Genomic DNA, 19,969 nt, shown 5'->3' with positions numbered 1-19,969 from the left:
TTTGAACATGATTGATAATCTTTTAATAGGGCTGAATGCCTTTGCAGACCCCATGGTGCTTGTTGGCCTTATCGCGGGTGCATTTATTGGTTACGTGATTGGTGCTATTCCCGGTTTAGGACCTAGCCTGGGGGTCGCACTAATGATTCCCTTCACTTATAACATGGATCCAGTTGTCTCTATTGTCATGCTGGTCGCGTTGTTTGCCGCCGCTGAATACGGCGGTGCTATTTCGGGCATTTTACTTAACTCACCAGGCACCGCTGCGGCGGTGGCGACTACCTGGGACGGCTACCCACTCTCCCAGCAGGGTAAAACCGGTATTGCGCTGAATATTTCGATTATATCATCGGGAATTGGCATCTTTGTGAGTACGGTACTGCTGTTTTCAACCGCCGTTCCACTCTCCGAGTATGCATTGAATTTTGGGCCATCGGCTTATTTTGCACTGGCTCTGTTGGGGTTAAGTCTCGTGTCTAGTTTCTCTTCTGGCTCGATGCTGAAAGGTGCCCTGGCGATGGGGATTGGCCTTGCATTAGCTACCGTTGGGCTAGATAGCCAAACTGGGGTGCCACGCTTCAGCTACCATCCGGATTTTTTCGAAGGCCTACCTTTAGTGCCTGTGCTACTCGGCTTGTTTGCCCTTTCTGAAGTGCTCTTCATGATTGAGGGGGGAGCAAGTCCTAAAATTAAGAACCAGCCTATGAGTGGTATTTTAGTAGTACCCTTTAAGGTCTTTTATAAAATGAAATATGTATTTTTACGTAGCTCATTAATTGGTTATTTTGTGGGTGTGATCCCTGGTGCCGGCGCCTCCATTGCTTCCTTTATCTCCTATGCAGTAACAAAGCGTTTTTCGAAGCAGCCAGAGTTATTTGGTAAGGGCAGCTATGAAGGTATTGCAGCCTCTGAAACGGCCAACAATGCGTCTGTTTCAGGTTCCTTAGCACCGTTGCTCGCGCTGGGGATTCCTGGTTCAGCCACGACCGCCATTATGATCGGCGCTTTAATGATCCATGGGGTGCAGCCGGGGCCCTTGCTATTCGCCACCAACCCTGAAATTCCCTATACTGTGTTTGTGTCACTCTGGTTGAGTGTGCCGATCATGGTCTTTATTGGTCTTGCCGGGGCGCGGTACTGGGCGAAGGTGGCAGACATCCCTCGCCCGATCATTGCGGCTATTGTCGCTTCAATTAGCTTGGTTGGTGCTTATGCGTCGACAAGCTCCATGTTCCCTGTCTATGTGGCGCTAACGTTTGGCATTATCGGCTATGTGCTGCGCAAAGCGGATATTCCCTTGGCACCCATCATTTTGGCCCTGGTATTAGGCGATATGTTGGAGACGAATCTGCGTCGCGCACTATCTATTGCCAATGGTGATGTGACGATCTTTATTACTAGCCCACTTAGTGCAACTTTGTTAGCTATCGCTGCACTGTCATTTTTACTTCCGGCGCTCGGTATGTTTCGTAAAAAAATTAAGGGGGCTCGAGCACACTAAAACGTCATCAGCACGTGGCGGCATCGTTAAATATGAGCACCATTGATAGGGAGACCGGCATGCCGCTCAAAAGGTGCCATGAATAAAGCGTTTACCTATATTTGTTTAAGTCTAGGCACCGCCTTTGTCGTGCAGACGATGTTACTCGTGGCGGTGCCGCTCGCGGCCATTGAACTGGGTGCATCCCCCTTTATCCTGGGCTTGATTGTCAGCGCTCCGTACGTATTACCGCTACTTTTAGCATTGCCTTTTGGCTCGTTGGTGGCGCGGTTGGGCAGCCCTCGTACCCTGCAGTTTGGTGCTGTGGCCATGGTGATCGGTACTGGTCTGTTGGCTGTCATGCCAGGCTTTGAGGGATTAATCGCAGGGCAGTTGGTGATTGGCTTGGCGCAGCTGTTGATGATCATTTCAGCCCAAACGGCGATCACTTATCTGGGGCAGGGCACGGTACTAGAAAAGTACTTTGGCTGGTATACCACCTATTTATCGATTGGACAGATGGTGGGGCCTTTGCTAGCGGGGTGGATAATTGATTATCGAGGTGGCCCTGGTGCGGCATTCTATGGCGCTTTTATGGCCTCTTTTATGGCGCTGGTGTCATTCTTGATGGCTAATCAGCGTACATCAGGTGGTGATCAACAGAGCGTTAGTTTTCTCATCAGTGTTGGACAGCAGTGGCAGCTACTGAAAACCTCTCTGGGGGTAAAGCTATCGTTGATTATCTCCCTGGCTGCCATGTTGGCATTGGGTGCTCACGGCAGCTACTTTCCTGTCTATCTTGAAAGCTTGGCGCTTTCGGGAACCACAATCGGGCTATTGGTCAGCCTACGTGCACTTGCCTCCATGGCGGTTAGGCCGTTCACCAGTGCCATCGTACGATTGCTTCACGGTCGATACGCGACGATGTCACTCACCTTGCTGTTTATGGCGCTGGGGTTAATGCTGGTGGGGGTGACGGGTAATGTCTACTGGCTATGCTTGTTTTCAATCCTGGTAGGGCTAGGCGTAGGACTATCTCAGCCGCTTTCCATGGTGGTCATCGCAGAATCAGTACCGGAACGTCAGCGCGCCCATGCCTTGGCGGTAAGGTTGATGGCTAACCGGGCAATGCAGTTTGCCGCGCCCCTGTTATTGGGGATTATCACGCAGCTGGGTGGCTTTACGCTGGCTTATTTTGCCTGCGGTATGCTGCTACTGTTGCATTGGTTACTTTTTCAACGACTGAGAAAGCAGTACGCTATTCAGTAAGCGACCGTTAATTGGGTTGCCCCAAGGGGTGGCCGATCAGCGCCTTCATCCACTCAAGAAATTTAATCAGTGCATCGGACGGACGGGCATCTTTCGGCCATGTCAGGTAATACGCTTCGCCGGTGCGGCACACGGTGTCTGACAACGCCACAAAGCTGCCTTCCTGAAGTTGGCGCTCTACAAACACTTTAATTGCGATGGCGGAGCCAATATTCATGGAGGCCGCTTCATAGGATAGCGCGGAGTTGTCAAACTTCATGCCCGCTTCAGCATCTATGCCCCCTAATCCGCTTTCAGCCAGCCATGTCTTCCAGTCGCCAGGGCGCGCCATGGAGTGCAGCAGGCGCACTTTGGCGACATCGTTTTTAGTCAATTCTTCTGTTTCCCACAAAGCGGCGGAGACAATCGGAATCAGCTCTATATCCACTAGTTTCTCAGCATGTAGGCCGGGCCAATCGCCATGCCCGGAGCGGATAGCAGCATCGACGCTTTGGCTCTGGAACTCAACGGGCTTTAATGATGATGATAGCTTGACCTCAAGCAGCGGATTTTTATTATGAAAATCCGCCAGTCTGGGAATCAACCAGCGCTGTGAAAAAGTGGTGTAGGACTGAATCGAAAGCACACCACGCTGGTTTCGACGCGATACTTTGCGCGAGGCATTTTCAAGCTCGCGAAAGGCATTTTTAACTCCCGCGTAAAGTTCCGCCCCCTCCTGAGTGAGCTCAATACCGCGATGCAGGCGGTTGAATAGAGCTACCCCGAGGTAATCCTCTAATACTTTCACTTGACGGCTAACCGCCACCTGGGATACATGCAGTTCATCTGCTGCCCGCGTTAGGCTGCGAAGACGGGCGGCTACCTCAAACGCTCTGAGCGGATTGAGGGGGAGTAGTGGATGGCTCATAGGGTTACCGACGGTGCCGCTGACAGCTGACGTGTGAGTGAGTGTTGCTGCATAACAATACAGTAACACTCTGATAGCAACCCTTTGATAGTAACCCAATGACTAATGTGAATCGAGTGAGGCTGGCCTTAAGCTGGTGCTTGCTCCGCTACCTGCGGCAAAACCGCATCATTTTGTTGCTGATAAGCTTTGATGTGTTCAACCAAGTGTTCAGCGTCAGCCGCCACCCCCGAGAACCTCCCCGAACCCCAGGTATGCAGCCATGGTAAGCCAATAAAGTAGAGGCCAGGCTGCTGGGTTACGCCACGCTGGTGTACGGGATGGCCCTGGCCATTAAATACCGGGGCATCCAGCCAGTGGAAGTCAGGGCGAAAGCCGATACACCAGATAACGGCGCTAATCCCTGCGTCGGCCAGATTGAGCTCGGTACGCCCTTGATCAGGCTCCCAGCACGGCGTGTACTCGGGCGCGGGTGGGGCCTCGATACCCTGGGAGTCGATATAGGCATCAATTCGCTTATTGATATTGCAATAAACACTGTCGGCATGATCGAGGTTGGCTTGCAAATTATCGCGAAAGCGGAAGCTACCCTTGTCGAATTCTTCTAACACGCCGAACAGTTCCATGCCTTCAAGTGCGAACTTACGCAGGTCAATCTCCCGGCCTCCGTCACGACCTGTGACGTAGTGGTTGGTGTTATCTCTGACTCCCTCACGTAAGGGGTGTTGATCGACTGACATCTCGTAGTACCCCATCTCATCAAGCCATTCGACGACATCCTTGCCGCGATATTGACGCGCTACTCGCGGCGCATCACCGGTGGCGAGGAAAACCTTGCGTCCCATCAGGTGCAGGTCTTCGGCAATCTGTGCACCTGACTGGCCAGAACCTACCACCAAGACGGCGCCTTCTGGCAATTGCTCAGAGCTGCGATATTCCGCCGAATGTAACTGAAACAGAGACGCCGGTAGTCGCTCTGCCATGCGTGGAATGATAGGCAGGTGATAGCCACCTGAGGCCACCACGGCTTGATCTGCGCTAAACTCACCCGCGGAAGTCTTCACTTCGTATTTCCCGTTGCTATTAAGGGTGACACGGTTAACGGCAACGCCTTCGAGTGTTGGCGGCTGAACTTTGTCTGCAAAGCGGTCAAGGTAGGCGACCACTTCGTCACGCTTCATAAAACCTTTGGGGTCATCCCCGTCATAGGGGTGGTCGGGTAGCTGGCATTGCCAGTTCGGCGTCACCAAGGTGAAGGAGTCCCAGCGGGCAGTTTGCCAGCTATGCATCAAGCGATGCTTCTCAATGACGAGGTGCTCGATCGCCTGGGCTTGAAGATAGTGGCTGACCGAAAGTCCGGCTTGACCACCGCCGATGATAAGCACTGAGTAGTGTTGACGTAGATCTTTCATAGCACTCTCTCTTTGCAACGATTAATAAAATATTTGGTGAGTTAGTCGATACGGATAATTTCGACCACGTCCTGTGGGCTGTTGCGAAACTGTTGGGCTTTGGCCTTGATGACCGACGACTGATCCATTGCGCTGGAGCAGAAGAAACCGAATTTTTGTTCGACGCGCTGACTGGCTGCCTCTAAGGCGGCGTTGGCTCGCTCCACAAAGGCATCGACACTGAGGCGTTCGCCGGCCCGGAAGTACTCCTTCAAGACGGTCGAAGGTGAGTAGCATTGATCTTCGCTGCCGTCTGGCCAGCGAACATGAAAATGAATGGCTGGCATGTTCAAAGCTCCTGTTGCGGGATGGATGCTGTGGGGTGGCCGAGTCCGGTTAACAGTGTTGTTGAAAGGTCATGGAACAGTTGGCGATCATCGTGGTTTTCTACCCAGAGCTGCTGCGTAGCAGTGACCTCGCCGATCTGCACGGCGGTGATACCGCGCCCATGAAAGCGCTCCAGCAGCAGAGGGAGGTTTTCATGGCTAGTGGTGAGCAGGTAACCAAAGCTTGGGAAGGTACACAGCCAGTCTGACCAAGCGACGCCTGCGGGTTTAGGAATGCTCTCAAGGTCGATCCTCATACCCACGCCAGAACTCTCCATTAGCATTAGCGTGGTGCCGAGCAGTCCGGCTTGGCTGATATCTTTGGCCGCGATTGCTAGGCTTTTTTCTGCAATTTCGGGGAGCAGCTCAATGTCACCACGTAAACGTTCTGCGGGCGCCGTAGTGGCTGCGTTCCAGTTGAGGTAAGGCTTTTGATAATCACCACGCAGGTCAATGGCAGCTACCAGTCGCTGCCCTGGCCGCGCGGCAAAGCTGCTCAACAGGCGTTGGGCGTGGCCCAGGATACCGACCGCTAATTGTGGCTGATTGGAGCGCAGGTTGGTGTGGCCACCGACGATGGGAATGCGGAAGGTGTCGGCGGCCTCGCGCATGCCTTTGGCGATCAGTGCGGCGCTATCCGGGTCATGGCTCCATAGGGCATTGACGATGGCTTGAGGGCGTCCCCCCATCGCGGCGATATCACTGACGTTCACCATCACCGAACACCAGCCAGCAAACCAGGGATCCTCGGCAACGAAGGCGGTGAGCAGCCCTTCCATCGCCAGCAGCGTATAGCCATCATTGCCGGGGATGGCGGCAGTGTCGTCACCGTTGGGATGCCAGCCATCGGGGAGTGCTGTCAGGTTGGGAGCGATCTGCGCAATATCGGCTTTATGGGCAAGACCACTATAGTCGTGCACTTTCTGAAGTAGTGCTGTTAAGTCATCTAGTTCTTGTGAGTCGAGTGGCTGTTTTAAGCTCATGATGCTTGTCTCAGTGTGGGGGCTGAAAGGATCTTAAGCAGTCCGGGAGCCAGCTCTGCGAGTGGCTGGCGTTGGCGCCCAGGCACAACAAAGCCGCTAAGAGGGGAGTGGCAAGGTGGGTAGTGGGCAAGGTCGGCCTCCATCACCACATGAGGTCGATCACGGATTGACTCCTCGCCGACGCTTCGCCAGTGCAACTGTTGAAAAAGAGCCTCATTCTGGGCCTGCACCCGGGCCAAAAAGCGTTGGCAGCCCAAGGCATGGGCGCTGGAAACGGCCAGCCGAATCAGTGTGGAGCCCAGGTGACCTTGGGCTCGGAAAGCGGGATCCACCGCGAGTCGGGAGCCATGCCAAAGGCCGGGTTCTGATTCGTGAATGCGCACCGTTCCCACGATTTGTTCATACCAACCCCCGGTGCATCCTAACGCGACAAGAAGATGGGCGGATTCATCGATTGCATCCCGGTCGTCCTGATCGAATATCGCCTGTTCATCGCAAAAAACGCGTCGTCGCAACGCCAGCGCTTCACGGGTTTCCCAAGGCAGGCTTACCCACTTGATCCGGTAGTCGGAATAAGCCGAATAGGCGTCGGATGGTGACATCACCGGGCACTCCTCTGTTAAGCGTGCTGTTAGCGCTCGTACTCAGACAGGGTTGAACAGGCGCCGCAACGCCCGCAGCCCGCCTTGATATCGCTAGACAGCAGCGCCGCGAGTTTTAACCGCCTGCCCAGCGGGGCCAGAATCGACTCCATAAAGTCGGCGCTGGGGGGCTTATGATCTTCTAATGGCGTGCCGCTAATCGGCACGAAGGGAACCACGAAGGGGTAAACGCCGATGTCGATCAGGCGTTGGCAGGTTTCCAGAATGGCTTCTTGGGTATCGCCTAACCCGGCCAGAATGTAAGTGCTGACTTGTCCATGACCAAAGACGTCAACAGCATCGCGAAATGCCTGCATATACGCTTCGATGCCAACCTCGGCCTTGCCCGGCATCAGCGTTTTTCTCAGTGAGGGCGTCACCACTTCCAGGTGCATCCCCAGGCTGTCGATGCCTGCCTTCTTCATGCGTGTGTACCAAATAGGGTCTTTTGGCGGTTCACACTGCCCCTGGAGAGGCAGATCCACGGCCGCTTTGATTGCTTGGGCGCTGTCGCAGAGGACGCTGGCCCCTCGGTCAGGCGTAGCTGGCGTGCCGGTGGTCATGACCATGTGTTTGATGCCATCGAGCTCGACGGCGGCCTTAGCCACCTCGGCCAACTGGGCCGGAGACTTATGGGCAATGGTGCGTCCAGCCTGCAGCGACTGGCCGATTGAGCAGAACTTGCAGGCTTTGCGCCTGCTTTCATAGCGAATGCAGGTTTGCAGCACCGTGGTGGCTAACACATCACGACTGTGCAAAGTGGCGATATGCGTGTAGGGGATGCCGTCATCCGTTTGCAGATCATAAAAGCGCGGCGTGTTTGCAAAGGTGATATCGGCCATGGGAATGGTGTTCTCGGTCAGCTGATCGCCTTCTTCGCAGGAGGCTACGCTGAACGGTGAGCGCCATGCCGACTGGGTATAAACTGGCACCATTACGGTGACACCATCGATGGTGATCGCTTGGTGGTCAGAGGGGCCCGCGCCGCCACGCCGACTAACATGCTCCTGTGAGGCATCCTGGAGACGCACCCCTCGGGTTTGAAGCTCGGTGAACAAACGCGAGCGGTCAGCTAGATTACTCATCTTCATCTCCTCGGGTGTTTTCACCCTGGGCGGATGTCGCCAGCGGCTGGCAGCAGTGGGCGGGCGTATCGTTAATGACCAAACTCAGCAGTTCAGGGCGCGCGTAGTGGCCCACCGAATCCATCATCCGCTTGCGCTTGGTAATCAAGGCGAAATCCAGGTCGGCAATCACGATGCCTTCGCCTTTGCGCAGCGGCTCGGCCAAATGTTTACCTTCTGGCGAGATAATGGCGGTGTTACAGCCATCACGTAGAGCACGCTGTAGTGAAGTGTCGGGAGTGATCGATTCGATTTGGTGGTCCGTTAGCCAGCCGGTAGCGTTAACCACGAAACAGCCCGCCTCAAGGGCATGGTGTCGGATCGTTACCTCAATTTGATCGGCAAAGACTGGGCCGACCAGCGAACCAGGAAACTGGCTGCAGTGGATCTGCTCGTGCTGGGTCATCAGGGCATAACGAGCCAGTGGGTTGTAGTGCTCCCAGCAGGCCAGGGCGCCGACACGACCCACGGCGCTATCCACCACCTTCAGACCCGAGGCATCGCCTTGGCCCCAAATCATGCGCTCATGGTAGGTCGGCGTGAGTTTGCGGCGTTTCAGTAACAGGCGGCCATCGGCATCGAAGATCAATTGAGTGTTGTAGAGTGTGCCGTGATCTCGCTCGTTAACGCCGAGTACGACGACCATGTGGTTGGTGCGAGCGCGCTCTGCCACAGCATCGGTGATCGGGCCCGGCACCACTACGGCCTGTTCATACAGCCGTAAGTGTTCGGCACCACAGGCCACTGCTGGATAGACAAATGAGAAATACGGATAGTAGGGAACAAAGGTTTCGGGAAACACGATCAGCTCAGCTCCATTGCTAGCCGCCTCGTCGATTGCGTCCAGTACCTTGGCCAGCGTGCCGTCAACACTCTCAAGATCAGGAGAAAGCTGAGCGGCAGCGGCCCGCACTATGGTGGTTTCTGTCATGTTGGCTTGTGCCATGACCGCTGCTCCCTTTAAACCGTCCAGGTATCGATGATCAGTGCATCATCACGCACGTGAAGCAGCTTAAGATCGAGCACATCGAGTGGATTGATCGCGCGGATGCCCTCAATTAGTGAGGGTTCGCCATGGCCATAGAGTGCTTGAAGGGCAAAGCGGCAGGCGTAGACCTTGCCGCCTTCGGCCATAAACTTGGTCAACTGATTGTTGAAGTTCATGTGGCCGGGAAATGCTTCATCGCCCAAGGTCGGGAAGCCACGCTGGACACCCAAAGTGACGCCAGGGCCATACAGTAAGATGGAGGTTTCAAAGCCTTTACGCAGCAAGCGCGTTGCTTGCAGCATATTCACGAAGCCGATCGACCCCTCAAAGGCAACGGTATGAAAAGTTACCAGGGCTTTTTCGCCTGGTTTCGCCTTTACGTCTTCAAAAACTTTCTCTTCGTAGTCGACCAGAAAATCGCCTTTCTTGTTGAGTGGTTGCGTCACTGTAGGCATGTCTAAGCTCCGTTTATTGCTGTGGAAGAGTTGTGAACCGCCGTGCTAGCACCAGCGGTACAATCATTACGGAGCAATCGATGTGCCAATTGATCTACCAGTAAATGCAATCATTGATCAATCATATAAGTCGCTCTAGGTCGAAAACCGGATATATTTTTTTATTCTGAAAAAGTAAAAAACGCTTATATGTCAATAAAAATCATATTTTCACTGTTTTTGTGCACTTAAAATATGATTTGCACCATAAAGTTGAAATGCGATTAATTTCTAATCAATACACTCTGTCGCTCATCAGTGATAAATTTCTGGGCGATAACAGGCGTGATAGTGACTATTCAATGACGGGGAATCTATGCATACATCTGAGCTTGAACTCTGGCGCAAACGTTTAGCCAAGGAGGGCAGCCAGCCAGCCTATCGCCTAGTCGCTGAATTGATTGCTGAAGATATCGGTAGTGGCCGATTACAGCCCCGTGAGCGGTTGCCGCCGTTGAGAGAGCTGGCGAGGGCTTTAGGTATCAACTATACGACAGCAGCACGTGCTTATAGTGAAGCGAAGCAGCGAGGCTTGATAGACTCTCACCCAGGTTCGGGTACTTTTGTTAAAGGCAAGGCTGTGTCAGTCAAGCCAAGTAATGGCTATGAGATGACCATGAACTTGATGATCGAGCCCGCGATCCCGACCTTGATTGAACGAGTACGTGATAGTGCTATCTCGGTGCTGGCCCAGCGTGATATTTACTCGCTACTGCGTTATCAAACCTTTGGGGGTAGCCATCATGATCGGGTGGCAGCTCTGCAATGGCTGGATCGGCGGTTGGAAAACGCATCCTTGGAGCAGGTGTTGATATGCCCAGGTATCCATAGTGCCCTAGTGGGTCTGTTAATGCAGTTGGCATCGCCGGGCCAACTCATCTGCGTTGAGAGTCTGGTTTACCCTGGCTTAAAGGCGATTGCTGCTCAGCTTGGGTTGACGCTGCACTCGTTGGAGCGGGACTCAGACGGACCCCTGGTGCGACCTTTTGAGGAGATATGCAAACAGGGGCAGGTCGCTGTTTTGTATATTAATCCCACCATCCAGAATCCTACGACGACCACTATTTCGTTAGGGCGCCGTGAAGCCTTGGCCGATGTCGCCTTACGCTACAGCATCCCGATCATTGAGGATGATGCTTACACCATGCTCAGCGAGGAGAAGATTGTTCCAATTGCCGATTTGGCACCGGAGCTAACGTATTATGTAACCGGCACCGCCAAATGTTTTGGCCCGGGCTTGCGGTCGGCATTTCTTCACGCCCCTACCAAGCGTCAAGCGCAGCGAGCGGCAGGTGCTCTGCGTGCTACGTCAGTGATGTCCAGCCCACTGACGGATGCGCTAGTCAGCGAATGGATTACCGACGGGACGGCGGATGCCATGCTTAAAGCGATCCGCAACGAGGCCATTGCGCGACTTGCACTGGCTGAGAAAATTCTTGGCCGACAGCGCATCGACTCGGCCAAGGGCGCTTTCCATCTATGGCTGAAACTGCCTAAACACTCAAATTGGAACCCATCGGAGCTGGCTGTGCAATTACGCTCCCATGGGGTGAGTGCGGTTGCCAGCGCGGCTTTTAGCACCGACAACCATCCGCCTGAAGCCTTGCGCTTGTGCTTCGGAGGTCAACTTACCCGAGATGGATGGGAAGAGAGGCTGCATTACGTGGCGGATATCATCGACCAGCCAGCTTATCTTTCATCTCTGACAATGTAACCTGGCTCAACGGGGCTCGTGACGGTTGGGTCTTGGTTAGCCAGACAAAGAGCAAAGGTAGTTTACTGCCCATTATCTTCCTTGATAAAACGGACACACTGCTTTGGCCGCTCATCGACGGTTAGCTCGAAGACGTCAGGACGAGAATAGTGGCCGACCACATCAAAGTCGTAGCGTGCCTGGACGAGCTGGGCGGTATCTACCTTCGCTGTTAGCAAGCCTGACTGTTCGCGCATCGGCCCTGCAAGCACGTCTCCTAAGGGGCCTACGATCAGGCTGCCGCCGCGAATCAGAGGGCGATGGCTGTCCCAGTCGGGTACTTCAATGCCAAGCTCGGCGGGGGAGAGTTGGATCTGGCAGGCGCTGACGACGAGACAACGCCCTTCGTGGGCGATATGACGCATGGATGCCTGCCACACATCGCGTTCATCCACCGTGGGCGCGCACCAGATTTCAACGCCTTTGGCGTACATGGCAGTGCGCAGTAACGGCATATGGTTTTCCCAGCAGATAGCGGCACCTGCAGTCCCCGCCTGGGTATTCACTGTGGTTAGGGTGGAGCCGTCGCCCTGGCCCCAAATTAACCGTTCAGTGCCTGTTGGCATCAGCTTGCGGTGCTTGCCGATAAGACCCTGTTCAGGGTCGAAGAACAGCGCCGAACAGTAAAGCGAGCTACCGTCACGCTCAATGACGCCTACCACGAGAGTTGCCCCGATGCGTGCCGAGAGCTCAGCAAGGGCTTCTGTCTCAGTGCCGGGAACATCAATAGCGTTGGCAAAGTAAGCTGCGAACGCGTCACGGCCCTCGGGCAGTCGGTAGCCAAGCCGAGTGCCGAATATCTCCCCTTTGGGGTATCCGCCGAGAACGGCTTCAGGCAACACCACCAAGGTGGCGCCAGCTTCAATAATCGAGGCTTCATAGGAGAGGATAAGGTCGAGTGTAGCGGCTTTGCCGGAAAGGAGTGAGCCGATCTGAAGTGCGGCAACGGTGGTTTGCGCCATGCTGGGTACCTTTGGAAAAAAACGCTTGAAAAGTTAATAACAACGAAATGCTAATAAGCTGTAGCAATATTAATGAAGATGGATTTTTTTCTATTTGATATGAATAAAATTGATATCGCGAAAACTGATCTGAACTTGCTCAAGGTGTTTGAAGCTCTCTATGGAGAGGGCAGCGCCAGCCTTGCAGCTACGCGGCTGGCGTTGACACAGTCCGCGGTGAGTACAGCACTGAAGCGCTTGAGAGACGTTGACGGTGATCCGTTGTTCCAGCGCACCGGACGCGGGCTGGCGCCGACGTTGCTTGCTCAACAATTGAAGCCTGTTGTTTCAGAGGTGCTGCACAAAATTCGCCAAAGCCTTGCCATGGTGTCACCCTCAGGGCGAAGTTTGGATTTGGCGATCAGCTCAGGAGGATGCAAGAAGTGGGTTGAGCCGATGTCTACTCGGCGAGGCGAGCTACGCCTGTGTGGTGGATCCTGAACGCTGGGTGACAGCAGTGCTAGAATATCGAAGGCTTCGTTTCCGCAGAGCATATCCTGGTGTCATCTGGCGGCTTTGTAGGTATTGTCGATGAAGCATTGGCAGAATGGGAACTGTCGCGCCGTGTCGTGGCTGCCACAACGCACTTTGCAGCTCTGCCGTACTTACTGAAAGGGACGTCAGCCATCGCAACCATACCATCGCACGCCGCTGCTATCGCCGCGCTCACTGGTTTGCAAGTGTTACCTTGCCCGCTGGCATTGCGCACTTTTCCTATTGAAATGGGGTGGCGAACAGCTGATGGAAATGATGCGGTAATACAGGCAATACGGCCGTTGGTCTGATCTGCTTTTTTAGAGGCTTTCTGAGCCTGTACAGATGAGGAGTATATAGGGATATTTATCAAGTTAGTTTGAAGGCTAAAAATTTTCCGCTTGAACAGGGCGTTTCATTTAAAAGGTGTCTATTAATATGCTGATATATATTGTCTTTTTGTTGATCTTTGTGGGCGTGACCGCTGCTCTGTATCAGGTGTATGAAATTCATTACAACATCAACTTCGGCAATGACACCAAGCTGTCAACTGCCGATAAAAGCCGCTTAAAAGTGCTTTCAGACCAAGCTAAACACGCCCAACAGAACCACGCATGGGCAGATTTTAACCAATCGGTAACCAATACCCTAGGGCCTGAGTTCAATCGGAATATCGCGCTGGTCGCGTTTGCTGAAGAGGAAGCGGGCAGCTATGCAATCCCTTTGCTGCGGCGTAAAAAAAGATTGAGCTTTAACGGCGTTCGTGAAGGTGCAGAGAGCAACCGCATAAAAGTGCGTCACTTGCCGTTTTGGAAAACAACGCTGCCGCGTACCAATATACGCGCAGCGTTGATTACACTGGTTATTTTGAACTGTTTCCTGGTTCAGCTACTGGCTGCCATGAGTGTTTATACGCTGGGTTATCCAGTCTCGACGCCTTGGCTGGCTTGGCTAAACGACCCCATGGCAGTCATGCTGCTGATTTATGCCTTTATCTTTGCGTCACTGCTTATTACTAAGTTTGATAGATATATGCACGACCTCTATCAACTCGGCAAGCTGTTTAAGAAAAAAGCTGTTTAGCCGTCAGTGCAGCGCGTAATCTCATTGGCCAACTGCTCCAGCAGCGCATCGTAGAGGTCAGCATCCGGCGTCAGACCCACGCCCAAGGGGTCAATGACACCGATATAAGCCGACGTATCCTCGAAAACATTATTGACCATCTGCGGATTGAACTGGGGTTCACTAAACACACCATTGCGATGCCAATTAACGTCTGCCGGAGTCCAAGCTGAACTGGGGCTCACGGTGGGGTATTCATCTACCTGCCCCTGCTCGGCGGCGCTGGCGCGGCAGTCTATCCAGCAAGCCTTTGAAGAGGATTCTTTGGAAATCCCGCTAACCCAATCGGCGGTGTCGGCATGGCTGGGCAGCGAAGAGGGCATATTAGCCACGCCCCACAGCCAGCGCAGTTTTGTCGAGTGCTCGCTGCGTTTAGCCGAGGGCGACAACGATGAACTCTCCATTGCAGATTGGTTGGAGAGTTCGGTTGATAGTATCGAAACGGCGCTAGGCACTGCACTGCAAACTGCGGTGAAGCGCATTGACAAGCAGGCGTTTGCCCTCGCCAACGGGCAAAACCTGATGTTCTGCGAGGACGCAGCAAGACGGGTAGATAAAGCCCTGCGGCAAGCGCCGGGGATAGCCGGTTTTCAGCTCAGGGTGGTGCACGCAGAGAGCCTCCACGCCCACAATGCGGTGGCGCGAAGTGAGTGGTATGGGTGAGCTAAGTAAAGTAGCCCTAAACTAACTTTACGCGTTTCCTTGCCTAACAATATTGCGAATTGTCTCAGCCATAAAGCGGCTAGCAGCGGGTCGCTCAGAGTTCGGCGGCCATAACAAGCCGGGGGTACGCACTGGCGTTGGGCTTTCGAGCGGAATTGCCTTAACGCCTGGTTCGTTTGCTAAGGCATTTTCTGACACGATGCTGCACAGATCCGTGCGTCTGACGAGCTCAATCATAGGTGAGATAGCGTTAAGCTCGGCAACAATTTGGGGCCGAGCTCCAGCCGCTTCGAAACACTCGTCCAGCATTTGACGCGTTGAGAAATGCGGCGACAATAACGTCATACGTTGGCCATTGAGCTCGACCATGCGCAGCCTCTTACGCTTTGCAAGCGGGTGATTGCTAGCCACAATAAGTTTGAGCTCCTCATTATAAAGCGGTTCAAAGCGTAAACCACGGGGTATTGCCGGACGATAGGAAATACCCATGTCTAAATCACCACTCATTAAACGCTCACTGATTTGATCTCCAGCGAGCTCTTCCACAACCACTTTTAAATTTGGCAGCCGTTGTAAAAATATTGAGAGGCACAGCGGGATAAGTTGGACGTTAAAGCTATGGGTAGCCGCAATATGCAGTTCCCCGTATAAATCATCCGGTGTTGCCTTCATTGCCCCAATGGCTTGATCAACCTGCCTAAGAATAGGTACTACGTGATCAAGCAGGCTCCGTCCAGCTTCGGTGAGTATCACCTTTTTGCCTACTCGTTCAAATAACCGCTGGTCTAACTCCTCTTCTAATTGGCGAATTTGATGCGATAGCGTCGATTGGGTGACGTGTACGCGTTGGGCGGCGCGGGTGAAGTTAAGCGTTTCAACAATGGCGACAAAGTAGCGCATGTGACGCAGTTCCATGGCATAACCTCCCTGCAAAATAACCATTACAATCGATGTCATCGATTGTTTTCATGTGAATTAATCATTTCTATTCATTATTTATCGCTTCTATATTTATTTGCAGCAAGTAATTTTCCCCATGAGTGTGACCGTCACCCTGGCGTTGTCCTCTCTCCTGACTAGTGGAGCGGCATATGAAAATAGGGCGCGAAACAATACCAAAAACAGCCATCAGCACGTCGGATGCCGACGCTATCGTGGTGAGAGGCAAGGATCTTTGCCAGGATCTGATTGGGCAAACCTCCTTCTCCGACTACTTTTTGCTGCTACTTACCGGTCAACCTGCCAATGAGACCCGCCGCAGGGTGTTGGACGCCACTCTGGTAGCCATTGCTGAGCACGGTTTAGTGCCTAGCGTGCAGGCAGCGCGTATGACCTACGCTGCTGCCCCTGAAGCCCTGCAAGGTGCAGTGGCGGCAGGCATCTTAGGGTGTGGCTCGGTCATCCTCGGAGCGTCTCAAAACGCCGGGGTGTTATTTGATGATATTGCCCGCCAGGCCGATGAAGGCAAGTCCGTCAAGCAGGCCGCTTTTGATGTAGTTACGGCCATGCGCCATGAGCGCAAGCCGATACCCGGGTACGGCCATCCGCTGCACAAAGCGCGTGACCCGCGCGTCGAAGCGCTGTTCAGGGTTGCACGTGAAGCCGGTGCCGATCTGCGCTTCGTGGAAATTGCCGATGCGGTTGAAGCCGTCATTCCCGAGATTATCGGTAAAGACCTGAAACTCAATGTGTCTGCCGCCATCCCCGCGGTATTGCTTGGTGCTGGGTTCCCGTTAAATGCGCTGAGGGGCATACCCATTCTGGCGCGTACGGCCAGCCTGATCGCACACATGCTTGAAGAGTCCGAACAGCCTTGCGGCTTTGCTCTCTCTTACCAAGCCACGCAGCACTTGGAATACACCGGCGACTTTCCGTCCGGTTATAAGCGTTAAGTTAGCGACAGCGATCAGAGGCAACGACAATGATAAAGGTTTTGGAAGGTATTACGGTGATCGAGCAGGGCACCTTCATCACAGGCCCGGCCGCCGGCATGATGCTGGCCGACCTGGGCGCAAACGTGATTAAGGTGGAACTGCCGGGCAAAGGCGATCCGTTCCGCGCCTTCAAGGGCGGACTTTATAGCCCGCATTATCAAACCTATAACCGCAACAAACGCAGCATTGCGCTGAATACCAAAGAAGCCAGTGATCGAGCGATCTTCCATGACTTGATCCGCGATGCTGACGTATACATTCAAAACTTCCGCCCTGGTACGGCGGAGCGCTTGGGGGCGGGCGAGGAAGAACTGCGTGCTATCAACCCCCAACTGATTTATTGCGCTATAAGCGGCTTTGGCAACGACGGTCCTTACGCTAATCGTCCCAGTTATGACACGGTCGCTCAAGCCGCAAGCGGTTTTCTTAAGCTATTGATCAATCCGGAAAACCCGCGTGTGGTAGGCCCAGCCATGGCCGACGCTCTGTCAGGTTTTTATGCTGCCTACGGCATTTTAGGCGCGCTTTACGAGCGTAGCCATACAGGTAAAGGGCGTCGTGTGGATGTGTCGATGATGGAAGCCATGTGCCACTTCAATCTGGACGCCTTCACGCATTATCTCTCGGAAGGCGAAATCATGGGCCCCTACAGTCGGCCGCAAGTATCTCAGTCATACGTGATGGAGTGCGCTGACGGGCACTGGATGGCGCTACATATGTCGTCCCCAGAAAAGTTCTGGCAGGGACTGGCGAATGCTATCGACTATCCGGAACTACTTCAGGATGCACGGTTCTCGACCCGTGAAGGCCGCATCGATAATCAGGAAGCCATGATTGGCGTGCTGCGTAAGGTGTTCGTCCGAGAGCCTCGCACGCACTGGCTAGCGCGACTTGAGGCTGAAGACGTGCCGCATGCGCCCATGTACGACGCCAGCGAGGTACTGGAAGACCCACAGGCCAAGCATTTGCAGCTACGGATCAGCACTCAGCATCCGCAAGTCGGCAAGTGGGAAACGGTGCGTTCACCTGTGTCTTTCGATGGCGTTAAGCCACTAGAGGTTAGCGCACCACCGATATTGAACGAGCATCATGATGAGATCATTGAGGAGTTGAAGCAGCGCCAGCGCTGAATGACCCCAATTGTACGATGCAAGACATCATTAATAACAAGTAATAACGGTGGCGTGTCCGGTGGGCACAACACTCCCTAGGAGCGTGAATCATGTTTGAGTTGCCCCGAAAGGAAGATATCGTCAATCACGGCATCCCCTCAACGCCGGACGACATTACCGATATTGTGATTAAGGCGTTCAGCCATACTCGGGATGATCGCTTGAGGGAAATACTCACCAGTCTGGTCAAGCATCTGCATGCCTTTGGTCGGGAAGTAAAACTGAGCGAGGGAGAGTTTACCGCGGCGATCAATGCCGTGACGCAGTTAGGTCATCTAACCAAGGATCGCCATAACGAGACCATGGTGATGTCGGATGCCCTGGGCTTCTCCACGCTAGTCATGATCATGAACCAGGATCGCACCGACGAGCAAATTTCGCCGGCCCTGTTGGGCCCATTTTATACACGCAAAGATCCAGAATATCCGCCGGGAGCCAACATTGCTCGTGACAAACCCCATGACGGTGATATTCCGCTATTCGTCTCCGGGCAGGTCAAGAGCCGCGACGGCCAGCCGTTGGCTAATGCGCTGGTGGAAGTGTGGCAGGCGTCACCTGAAGGACTATACGAAAATCAGGATGACCGCCAGCCGCATATGAACTTACGCGGCAAGTTTCGTACCGATGAAAACGGCCGCTACCGATTCCGTACGCTGCGGCCTGCCAGCTACCCCATCCCGACCCATGGTTTGGTCGGTGACATGCTGCGAGCACAGGGGCGCCACCCGTTCCGTGCTGCGCATATCCATTTCTGCATTTCCGCACCGGGCCACCAGACGCTAGTTACCCAGATTTTTCCTCGAGATGACTTGTTCATCGAATCCGACTGCGTATTTGGGGTAACCAGTGCCGACTTGGCCATGGAATTCCCGCTGCATAACGATGGTAATGCGCCTGACCCTGACGTCACCGGGGAGTACAGCACCGTCGCTATCGATTTTGATCTCTCGCCAGGGGAGTCACGCTTGCCTGAATCACCTATTGGTTCCTGAAGCAACGCCATGTGGGGTCGACAACATGGGCACAAAACCAAAAGGGTTTACAACAATAACGCCAATTTACGAGCCATCACATGAAAATAAACAATGGTATTGCCAAGCCTCGCCCAATAGTGACATTAACCGCGCTAGCCTTAGCCGTGACTGTCTCTCCTTCCCCCGCGAATGCCCAGGAAATGATAAACCTGACGGTCGGCTCAAGCCATCCCACGACAATACCCTGGGTTGGCATGATCCCTGATGTGTTCATCACCACCGTCAATGAGATTCTTGCCGAAGAAAATGAGTACGAAATCAACTGGACAGAAGCCTATGCCGGCCAGCTTTACGGCGCCAACGCGACTCTCACATCTGTCCGGGATGGTATTGCCGATATTGGCTGGGTGTTCAGCTACCTTGAACCATCGCGCATGCCGCTGGCGCAAATGAGTGCCTACACGCCCTTCACCATTAGTGACCCTGAACTGATGCTCGGCGTCTGGAACGATATGATCCGCAATGTTCCAGAGTTCAAGGCTGAATGGGAGGAGCATGACCTGGTATTCCTGGGCGCAACGGCCTCTGATAGTTACGACATTTACTCGGATTTCCCAGTGGATACGCTTGAGGATCTGGACGGTGCGCGGCTTTCTGCGCCGGGCGTGCTGGGGGTATGGCTGGATCCAGTGGGCGCCGTTCCGGTCGATGGCACTCTTGCTAGCTATTACACCGATATCCAGACCGGGGTATCCCAGGGTGTTGTCGGCCTGGCGACCGGTAACCTGCCAGCGCGTATCTACGAGGTCGCGCCCTACATTACCCAAGTCAACATGGGGGTGGTCTTCTCAGGCGGGTTAGCCATCAACCAATGGCGTTGGGATGGTCTGCCGGAGCCCGTGCAGGAGGCCTTGATGACGGCCGGTGAAACCTACTCCAAAGCCCATGGCAAGGATCTCGCTGAACGCTATGAAACGTCAATTGAGCGCATGATCGAGCTAGGCGAGAGCCAGAATCCGCCGGTTCAGGTCAGCCAACTGTCTGAAGAAGACCGACAGGCCTGGATCGATGGCATGCCGGATCTCGCCCGCCAGTGGGTGGAGCGCAATGAAGAGCGCGGTTACCCAGCACAGGCACTGTTGAGTAACTACATGAATGCCATGCGCGAGCGCGGTCACGAGCCGGAGCGTGCCTGGGATCAGGAGTGATCTGA

At 53.9% G+C, this 19,969-nt stretch carries 21 protein-coding genes and 1 pseudogene; 11 read left to right on the top strand and 11 right to left on the bottom strand.

Translation table 11 applies throughout. The features are described 5' to 3' along the window. The first annotated feature begins 7 nt into the window (after window positions 1-7). Both ACTH5D_RS01175 and ACTH5D_RS01170 read left to right on the top strand, forming a co-directional pair. Window positions 8-1,501: a tripartite tricarboxylate transporter permease gene (locus ACTH5D_RS01175; protein WP_441667829.1), complete on the top strand. Its 1,494-nt coding sequence runs from the start codon at window positions 8-10 to the stop codon at window positions 1,499-1,501. 78 nt (window positions 1,502-1,579) lie between these two features. Then, window positions 1,580-2,749 (top strand): MFS transporter, encoded by a 1,170-nt coding sequence (locus tag ACTH5D_RS01170; RefSeq protein ID WP_441667828.1) that lies wholly within the window; start codon window positions 1,580-1,582, stop codon window positions 2,747-2,749. Between the two features lie 7 nt (window positions 2,750-2,756). Here ACTH5D_RS01170 and ACTH5D_RS01165 read toward each other — a convergent pair whose 3' ends face one another. From ACTH5D_RS01165 to ACTH5D_RS01130, 8 genes are all read right to left on the bottom strand, one after another. After that, complete coding sequence (locus ACTH5D_RS01165) at window positions 2,757-3,656, bottom strand: LysR substrate-binding domain-containing protein (protein WP_441667827.1); 900 nt, start codon at window positions 3,654-3,656, stop codon at window positions 2,757-2,759. A 128-nt stretch (window positions 3,657-3,784) separates the two neighbouring features. Continuing rightward, the gene (locus ACTH5D_RS01160) at window positions 3,785-5,068 is read right to left on the bottom strand and encodes an MSMEG_0569 family flavin-dependent oxidoreductase (RefSeq protein WP_441667826.1); all 1,284 of its coding nucleotides are present in this window, start codon (window positions 5,066-5,068) and stop codon (window positions 3,785-3,787) included. Between the two features lie 41 nt (window positions 5,069-5,109). Continuing rightward, on the bottom strand, window positions 5,110-5,394 hold the full coding sequence (locus ACTH5D_RS01155; protein WP_441667825.1) for an MSMEG_0570 family nitrogen starvation response protein: 285 nt from the start codon (window positions 5,392-5,394) through the stop codon (window positions 5,110-5,112). A 2-nt stretch (window positions 5,395-5,396) separates the two neighbouring features. Next, entirely contained in the window at window positions 5,397-6,416 is a 1,020-nt protein-coding gene (locus ACTH5D_RS01150; RefSeq protein ID WP_441667824.1) for a sll0787 family AIR synthase-like protein, read from the bottom strand. After that, the gene (locus ACTH5D_RS01145) at window positions 6,413-7,018 is read right to left on the bottom strand and encodes an MSMEG_0567/Sll0786 family nitrogen starvation N-acetyltransferase (RefSeq protein WP_441667823.1); all 606 of its coding nucleotides are present in this window, start codon (window positions 7,016-7,018) and stop codon (window positions 6,413-6,415) included. Before ACTH5D_RS01145 ends, ACTH5D_RS01150 begins: the two co-directional genes overlap by 4 nt. A gap of 29 nt (window positions 7,019-7,047) precedes the next feature. After that, window positions 7,048-8,142 (bottom strand): MSMEG_0568 family radical SAM protein, encoded by a 1,095-nt coding sequence (locus ACTH5D_RS01140; RefSeq protein ID WP_441667822.1) that lies wholly within the window; start codon window positions 8,140-8,142, stop codon window positions 7,048-7,050. Continuing rightward, window positions 8,135-9,127, bottom strand: a complete 993-nt coding sequence (locus tag ACTH5D_RS01135; protein WP_441667821.1) for a Nit6803 family nitrilase — start codon at window positions 9,125-9,127, stop codon at window positions 8,135-8,137. Before ACTH5D_RS01135 ends, ACTH5D_RS01140 begins: the two co-directional genes overlap by 8 nt. Before the next feature lie 14 nt (window positions 9,128-9,141). Then, window positions 9,142-9,624: an MSMEG_0572/Sll0783 family nitrogen starvation response protein gene (locus ACTH5D_RS01130; protein WP_022521498.1), complete on the bottom strand. Its 483-nt coding sequence runs from the start codon at window positions 9,622-9,624 to the stop codon at window positions 9,142-9,144. 355 nt (window positions 9,625-9,979) lie between these two features. On the opposite strand from ACTH5D_RS01130, the gene ACTH5D_RS01125 reads away from it, so the two are divergent. Then, window positions 9,980-11,377, top strand: coding sequence for an aminotransferase-like domain-containing protein (locus ACTH5D_RS01125; protein WP_441667820.1), 1,398 nt, complete (start codon window positions 9,980-9,982; stop codon window positions 11,375-11,377). Window positions 11,378-11,439: 62 nt separating this feature from the next. Here the strand turns inward: ACTH5D_RS01125 and ACTH5D_RS01120 are convergent, their stop codons facing one another. Then, entirely contained in the window at window positions 11,440-12,378 is a 939-nt protein-coding gene (locus ACTH5D_RS01120; protein WP_441667819.1) for a carbon-nitrogen hydrolase family protein, read from the bottom strand. A gap of 72 nt (window positions 12,379-12,450) precedes the next feature. Between ACTH5D_RS01120 and ACTH5D_RS01115 the strand changes: the two genes are divergently transcribed. From ACTH5D_RS01115 to ACTH5D_RS01105, 3 genes are all read left to right on the top strand, one after another. Beyond that, complete coding sequence (locus ACTH5D_RS01115) at window positions 12,451-12,858, top strand: LysR family transcriptional regulator (RefSeq protein WP_441667818.1); 408 nt, start codon at window positions 12,451-12,453, stop codon at window positions 12,856-12,858. Between the two features lie 59 nt (window positions 12,859-12,917). Then, entirely contained in the window at window positions 12,918-13,202 is a 285-nt protein-coding gene (locus tag ACTH5D_RS01110; protein WP_441667817.1) for a hypothetical protein, read from the top strand. Window positions 13,203-13,329: 127 nt separating this feature from the next. Continuing rightward, window positions 13,330-13,974 carry a hypothetical protein gene (locus ACTH5D_RS01105; protein ID WP_441667816.1) on the top strand — a complete coding sequence of 215 codons (645 nt, stop codon included), beginning with the start codon at window positions 13,330-13,332 and terminating at the stop codon, window positions 13,972-13,974. Here the strand turns inward: ACTH5D_RS01105 and ACTH5D_RS01100 are convergent. Next, complete coding sequence (locus ACTH5D_RS01100) at window positions 13,971-14,198, bottom strand: hypothetical protein (protein WP_441667859.1); 228 nt, start codon at window positions 14,196-14,198, stop codon at window positions 13,971-13,973. The two genes, ACTH5D_RS01105 and ACTH5D_RS01100, sit on opposite strands and share 4 nt — an antisense overlap. Here ACTH5D_RS01100 and ACTH5D_RS01095 point away from each other — a divergent pair. Then, a pseudogene (locus ACTH5D_RS01095) lies at window positions 14,128-14,676 on the top strand (GTP cyclohydrolase, FolE2/MptA family); the annotation flags it as partial. The gene ACTH5D_RS01100 and the pseudogene ACTH5D_RS01095 sit on opposite strands and share 71 nt — an antisense overlap. Window positions 14,677-14,703: 27 nt before the next feature. Here the strand turns inward: ACTH5D_RS01095 and ACTH5D_RS01090 are convergent. Continuing rightward, window positions 14,704-15,591 (bottom strand): LysR substrate-binding domain-containing protein, encoded by an 888-nt coding sequence (locus ACTH5D_RS01090; RefSeq protein ID WP_441667815.1) that lies wholly within the window; start codon window positions 15,589-15,591, stop codon window positions 14,704-14,706. A gap of 176 nt (window positions 15,592-15,767) precedes the next feature. On the opposite strand from ACTH5D_RS01090, the gene ACTH5D_RS01085 reads away from it, so the two are divergent. The 4 genes from ACTH5D_RS01085 (at window position 15,768) to ACTH5D_RS01070 (ending at window position 19,964) form a co-directional block, all read left to right on the top strand. Beyond that, window positions 15,768-16,568, top strand: coding sequence for a citryl-CoA lyase (locus ACTH5D_RS01085; protein ID WP_441667814.1), 801 nt, complete (start codon window positions 15,768-15,770; stop codon window positions 16,566-16,568). A gap of 29 nt (window positions 16,569-16,597) precedes the next feature. Continuing rightward, window positions 16,598-17,740 carry a CaiB/BaiF CoA transferase family protein gene (locus ACTH5D_RS01080; RefSeq protein WP_441667813.1) on the top strand — a complete coding sequence of 381 codons (1,143 nt, stop codon included), beginning with the start codon at window positions 16,598-16,600 and terminating at the stop codon, window positions 17,738-17,740. A gap of 92 nt (window positions 17,741-17,832) precedes the next feature. Then, the gene (locus ACTH5D_RS01075; RefSeq protein WP_441667812.1) at window positions 17,833-18,774 is read left to right on the top strand and encodes a dioxygenase family protein; all 942 of its coding nucleotides are present in this window, start codon (window positions 17,833-17,835) and stop codon (window positions 18,772-18,774) included. Between the two features lie 80 nt (window positions 18,775-18,854). Beyond that, entirely contained in the window at window positions 18,855-19,964 is a 1,110-nt protein-coding gene (locus ACTH5D_RS01070) for a C4-dicarboxylate TRAP transporter substrate-binding protein (protein ID WP_441667811.1), read from the top strand. The last annotated feature ends 5 nt before the right edge of the window (window positions 19,965-19,969 follow it).

The organism is Halomonas sp., from assembly GCF_052095695.1.
In the GTDB taxonomy this organism is placed as follows: domain Bacteria; phylum Pseudomonadota; class Gammaproteobacteria; order Pseudomonadales; family Halomonadaceae; genus Vreelandella.
The sequence above is the reverse complement of the archived record's forward strand: the minus strand, read 5'-3'. Positions and strand labels throughout refer to the sequence as shown.

Coding starts and splice junctions, on each gene's coding strand:
- ACTH5D_RS01175 (WP_441667829.1), top strand. CDS start 8: ATGATTGATAATCTTTTAATAGGGCTGAATGCCTTTGCAGACCCCATG.
- ACTH5D_RS01170 (WP_441667828.1), top strand. CDS start 1,580: ATGAATAAAGCGTTTACCTATATTTGTTTAAGTCTAGGCACCGCCTTT.
- ACTH5D_RS01165 (WP_441667827.1), bottom strand. CDS start 3,656: ATGAGCCATCCACTACTCCCCCTCAATCCGCTCAGAGCGTTTGAGGTA.
- ACTH5D_RS01160 (WP_441667826.1), bottom strand. CDS start 5,068: ATGAAAGATCTACGTCAACACTACTCAGTGCTTATCATCGGCGGTGGT.
- ACTH5D_RS01155 (WP_441667825.1), bottom strand. CDS start 5,394: ATGCCAGCCATTCATTTTCATGTTCGCTGGCCAGACGGCAGCGAAGAT.
- ACTH5D_RS01150 (WP_441667824.1), bottom strand. CDS start 6,416: ATGAGCTTAAAACAGCCACTCGACTCACAAGAACTAGATGACTTAACA.
- ACTH5D_RS01145 (WP_441667823.1), bottom strand. CDS start 7,018: ATGTCACCATCCGACGCCTATTCGGCTTATTCCGACTACCGGATCAAG.
- ACTH5D_RS01140 (WP_441667822.1), bottom strand. CDS start 8,142: ATGAGTAATCTAGCTGACCGCTCGCGTTTGTTCACCGAGCTTCAAACC.
- ACTH5D_RS01135 (WP_441667821.1), bottom strand. CDS start 9,127: ATGGCACAAGCCAACATGACAGAAACCACCATAGTGCGGGCCGCTGCC.
- ACTH5D_RS01130 (WP_022521498.1), bottom strand. CDS start 9,624: ATGCCTACAGTGACGCAACCACTCAACAAGAAAGGCGATTTTCTGGTC.
- ACTH5D_RS01125 (WP_441667820.1), top strand. CDS start 9,980: ATGCATACATCTGAGCTTGAACTCTGGCGCAAACGTTTAGCCAAGGAG.
- ACTH5D_RS01120 (WP_441667819.1), bottom strand. CDS start 12,378: ATGGCGCAAACCACCGTTGCCGCACTTCAGATCGGCTCACTCCTTTCC.
- ACTH5D_RS01115 (WP_441667818.1), top strand. CDS start 12,451: ATGAAGATGGATTTTTTTCTATTTGATATGAATAAAATTGATATCGCG.
- ACTH5D_RS01105 (WP_441667816.1), top strand. CDS start 13,330: ATGCTGATATATATTGTCTTTTTGTTGATCTTTGTGGGCGTGACCGCT.
- ACTH5D_RS01090 (WP_441667815.1), bottom strand. CDS start 15,591: ATGGAACTGCGTCACATGCGCTACTTTGTCGCCATTGTTGAAACGCTT.
- ACTH5D_RS01085 (WP_441667814.1), top strand. CDS start 15,768: ATGAAAATAGGGCGCGAAACAATACCAAAAACAGCCATCAGCACGTCG.
- ACTH5D_RS01080 (WP_441667813.1), top strand. CDS start 16,598: ATGATAAAGGTTTTGGAAGGTATTACGGTGATCGAGCAGGGCACCTTC.
- ACTH5D_RS01075 (WP_441667812.1), top strand. CDS start 17,833: ATGTTTGAGTTGCCCCGAAAGGAAGATATCGTCAATCACGGCATCCCC.
- ACTH5D_RS01070 (WP_441667811.1), top strand. CDS start 18,855: ATGAAAATAAACAATGGTATTGCCAAGCCTCGCCCAATAGTGACATTA.